The 3,808-nt window shown below is 41.5% G+C and carries 2 protein-coding genes and 1 pseudogene; 2 read left to right on the plus strand and 1 reads right to left on the minus strand.

The annotated features are described in order from the left end of the window. Positions 1–47 precede the first annotated feature (47 nt). Positions 48–1,631 carry a type V CRISPR-associated protein Cas12k gene (gene cas12k / locus HWQ38_RS12055; protein ID WP_292793603.1) on the minus strand — a complete coding sequence of 528 codons (1,584 nt, stop codon included), beginning with the start codon at positions 1,629–1,631 and terminating at the stop codon, positions 48–50. Positions 1,632–1,711: 80 nt separating this feature from the next. On the opposite strand from cas12k, the gene HWQ38_RS12060 reads away from it, so the two are divergent. After that, entirely contained in the window at positions 1,712–2,164 is a 453-nt protein-coding gene (locus tag HWQ38_RS12060; protein ID WP_292793605.1) for a MerR family transcriptional regulator, read from the plus strand. Positions 2,165–2,293: 129 nt separating this feature from the next. Next, positions 2,294–3,754, plus strand: a pseudogene (gene hsdR, locus HWQ38_RS12065) (EcoAI/FtnUII family type I restriction enzme subunit R); the annotation flags it as partial. Positions 3,755–3,808: the final 54 nt, after the last annotated feature.

Here is a 3,808-nt window from a genome sequence, read left to right on the forward strand (position 1 = left end):
TTACTTTCAATCGGCTCTGCATTTATATTATGCAGCTTAAATGCCGATTAGCTTAATCTGTCTACATACTGCCCTAACTCAGATGTACCAAATTGATTAGGAGAGAAGCTTTTCTGTGCTTTGTGGCGATCATGGGATAGCGATCGCTGTTGTCGTCTCTGGCGATTTAGGAGTTCGTAATTTTCACCTAGTAATTGCCTGATGCTGCGGTAAGCCAAGACTTTGTTAGCGATCGCATCTACTACGGCCACCGTGGCAGGTTTTTCTAATCCCAGGCTTATTCCAACCAAAATGTGTGATTGACCTTGGTAAAGGGGTTGACTAGGACGCTCAAAGCTATTATTCATTCGATTAAGTGTTGATTCTTTACGTTGAATAAAAGCTTTTTGTGTATCCTTTAGGTCACTTTTTTGCTTCATATTTGCGATGATTTTAGTAATTTCATCTGCTTTCTCTTGACGAACCTGTTCTGTTCCCTCAGAAGTCCATAGGCGATCGTCAACACAACAGTAGAGGCTCAATCGGTTAAGGTTCCAAGGTTCGCCCTTACCCTCTGCTTTTTGCCAAACTAGATGACCATTTCTGAGAGTGAATAAGCCACTGGAATAGTGGTTTTTGATTTGACGTTTAGTTTGTTGATCTTCTAGGAAACGTTGAAACCAGTGAAGTTGGCGATTGTCGCAGTATACCTTAAAGCTAAGATCGCTCAATCCATTGAAGTGAACACACAGCCTACCTTTTTGATTCTTTGACCAAACCATATCCTCGTTCGTTTCAAAAACAAGGGGGAATGGAAGAGAACTTGGTCGAGTTAAGAGAATATCCTGCCAGCGCTTGGCTTCGGCGTTGTCTTCAGGAACGGTGGTTGTAGCAGTGAAGAGTGTCTCTAACCATTTAGCATTGGTCAAATCTCGACCTTTAGGCATCCGACTTATTAACTTCTCGGTAAGCCTTTGAATTTGGATTTCAACTTGACGACGACGTTTGGCAAATTTTTCTGGATCTTCTTCTTTATCGCTAAGTTTGCAGCCATTTTTTAATAGGTAGCTGATAGCACTGCGGCTAAGGATGTCTTCTGCCTCTTGGTAAGCTTCAAATAATTTATTGGATAAACTGCGGTCAGGGCTGGAAGACGAGGATTTTTTAGCCTTCTTGCCCTTTTTTCTTTTGGGTTGAGAGCTATCTGAGTCAGATGTTGGCATAGCTATTGCCAAAATTTCAGAGGCTTTGGTACGAATAGCCTCCAAACTAGAACCGCTAGTTTCCACAAGTTCAATATCACTGTTAAGCATTTCTAGCCAGCGCATTTTGCCGTCTAGCTGTTGCTGTAGACGTTTTTGTATTGCCAGCCAAGACTTGTAGATGTAGTCCACAATATGAATCGCCGACATATATAAACGGCTAGGTTGACCTGCAAAGCGAGGATCAGTCTTGAGGGATTGGCACAGTTGACTAACAACAGTTGTTGGGAGCTTACCTTTTTGTTGCCAATTTTCGAAGTCTGGGTGTTTACCAAGTTGTTCGAGTAGTTCGTTAATTAAGGGTGTGTTCAAATTTGCCATCAACGTCCAGAGTTGTTGGCGGGCTGATTCACTGGCAATAAGACGACACTGGATAGTAATCTGACTCATAAAAATAAAATGTCATATAAATACACTATGTATTCTTAAAAAATTTAAATTTAAAAAAATGCTTCTGTAGGATGATTTCTATGGAAGAAAAATTCTACACAAGCACAGAAGCTGCTGAAATTACTAATTGTTCGCGTCGTCAGTTACAGTATTGGCGAGATAAAGGTGTTGTTTTACCAACTGTGAATACCACAGGTAAGGGACGTAATGTTTACTACTCCGTAGCTGACCTATTGACGCTAACAGTGATGCATTATTTATTGTCTGTTGGCTTAAGCTTTGAAGTTTGCCGGCAAGCTTTGGCTATGTTGCAAGATAAGGAGCGTTGGCTGTTTGAGGAGTTTGTGCCGAAAAAAAAGATGAGGCGACTGATGCTGATATCTAACGCCTCTCAGGAAAAGTATTTAACATTAGCAGAATTTGATCAAGAGGCGGCGCTAGAAGCTCTTTGTCAAGGGCAAACTGTGATTCCCTTTTGGTGCGATCGCATTCATCAAAAATTAAGGGACAATCTCAAAAGGTTTAGTAGCTAATTTGACTTTGAATATATAGGTTTTGTGGTTGCCACATAGCACAATGCTAGTATTTTCACACTTAACAACAGGCAAAGATAGAGTGTAGAATTATACCAATTGTCATCTTAACCGAAAGCCTACCCTTTTATGCCAGAAGCAATTGACAAGAAATCTTTGAGTGAACGTGATATTTGTACAAAGTACATTACACCTGCTCTAACTAATCGGGCATGGGATATCAACACTCAGATTCGTGAGGAAGTGACGCTGACAAAAGGTAGGGTGATTGTTAGGGGTAAGCTTGCTAGTCGAGGTGAGCAGAAACGCGCTGATTATGTGCTGTATCACAAACCCGGTGTACCACTGGCTGTAATTGAAGCTAAAGATAATAATCACGGTGTCAGTGCGGGGATGCAGCAAGCGATCGCAACTGGTGAACTAATTGATGTACCATTCATCTTTAGCTCTAATGGCGACGCTTTTATGATGTGCGATCGCACGATTACCCAAGGACAGCGAGAGCGAGAAATCCCCCTTGAGCAGTTCCCGACACCGCAGGAACTTTGGCAAAAATACTGTGATTGGAAGGGAATTGACTCGGAGATTCAGCCGATTGTTGCTCAAGATTACTACCCCAGTCCTGATAAAAAACAGCCACGCTATTATCAACAGATTGCCATTAATCGCACAATTGAAGCGATCGCTAAAGGAGAAAATCGCATTCTGTTAGTGATGGCAACAGGTACAGGTAAGACTTTTACCGCTTTTCAGATTATCTGGCGCTTGTGGAAATCGGGGGCAAAAAAGCGTATCCTGTTTTTGGCAGATCGGAATATTTTGGTTGACCAAACTAGAGTCAATGACTTTAAACCCTTTGGCTCAAGAATGACCAAAATTCAGAAGCGACAGATAGATAAATCTTATGAAATTTATCTATGCCTCTATCAGGCAGTAACGGGAAATGAAGAGGCGAAAAACATTTATCGCCAATTTTCGCCAGATTTTTTTGACTTAATTATCATAGATGAGTGCCATAGAGGAAGTGCTGCTGAGGATTCCGCATGGCGAGAGATTTTGGAATATTTTAGAAATGCTACACAGATTGGCTTGACAGCTACCCCAAGGGAGACAGAAGAAGCTTCTAACATCAATTATTTTGGTGAGTCACTTTTTACCTATTCGCTCAAACAAGGGATTGAAGATGGTTTTTTAGCTCCTTACAAAGTGATTCGGATTGATTTAGATAAAGACTTGAGTGGATGGAAACCAAAGCCAGGTCAACGGGATAAGTATGGTAAACAAATTCCCGACCAAGTGTATAATCAACGAGATTTTGAGAAAACTCTGGTGCTAGAGAAGCGCACTGAGCTAGTTGCACGGATTATTTCTGATTATCTTAAATCAAGCGATCGCTTTGCCAAAACTATCATTTTTTGTGAGACGACTGACCACGCAGAACGGATGCGGGTGGTATTGGTAAATGAGAATGCTGATTTGGTGGCGGAGAATAGCCGCTACATTATGCGAATTACTGGGGATGATGCTCAGGGTAAGGCAGAATTGGATAATTTCATCGATCCAGAAAGTAAATATCCCACGATTGTTACTATAGCAGTAGCCAGATAGATTAGGACGCTAAACGCAAGACATCCTCTATCGTAG

It is taken from the genome of Nostoc sp. NMS7 (assembly GCF_017115085.1).
Lineage (GTDB): Bacteria > Cyanobacteriota > Cyanobacteriia > Cyanobacteriales > Nostocaceae > Nostoc.

What these genes read in the sequence shown, in the direction of transcription:
- cas12k (WP_292793603.1), bottom strand. Translation starts at nt 1,631, where the DNA reads ATGAGTCAGATTACTATCCAGTGTCGTCTTATTGCCAGTGAATCAGCC.
- HWQ38_RS12060 (WP_292793605.1), top strand. Translation starts at nt 1,712, where the DNA reads ATGGAAGAAAAATTCTACACAAGCACAGAAGCTGCTGAAATTACTAAT.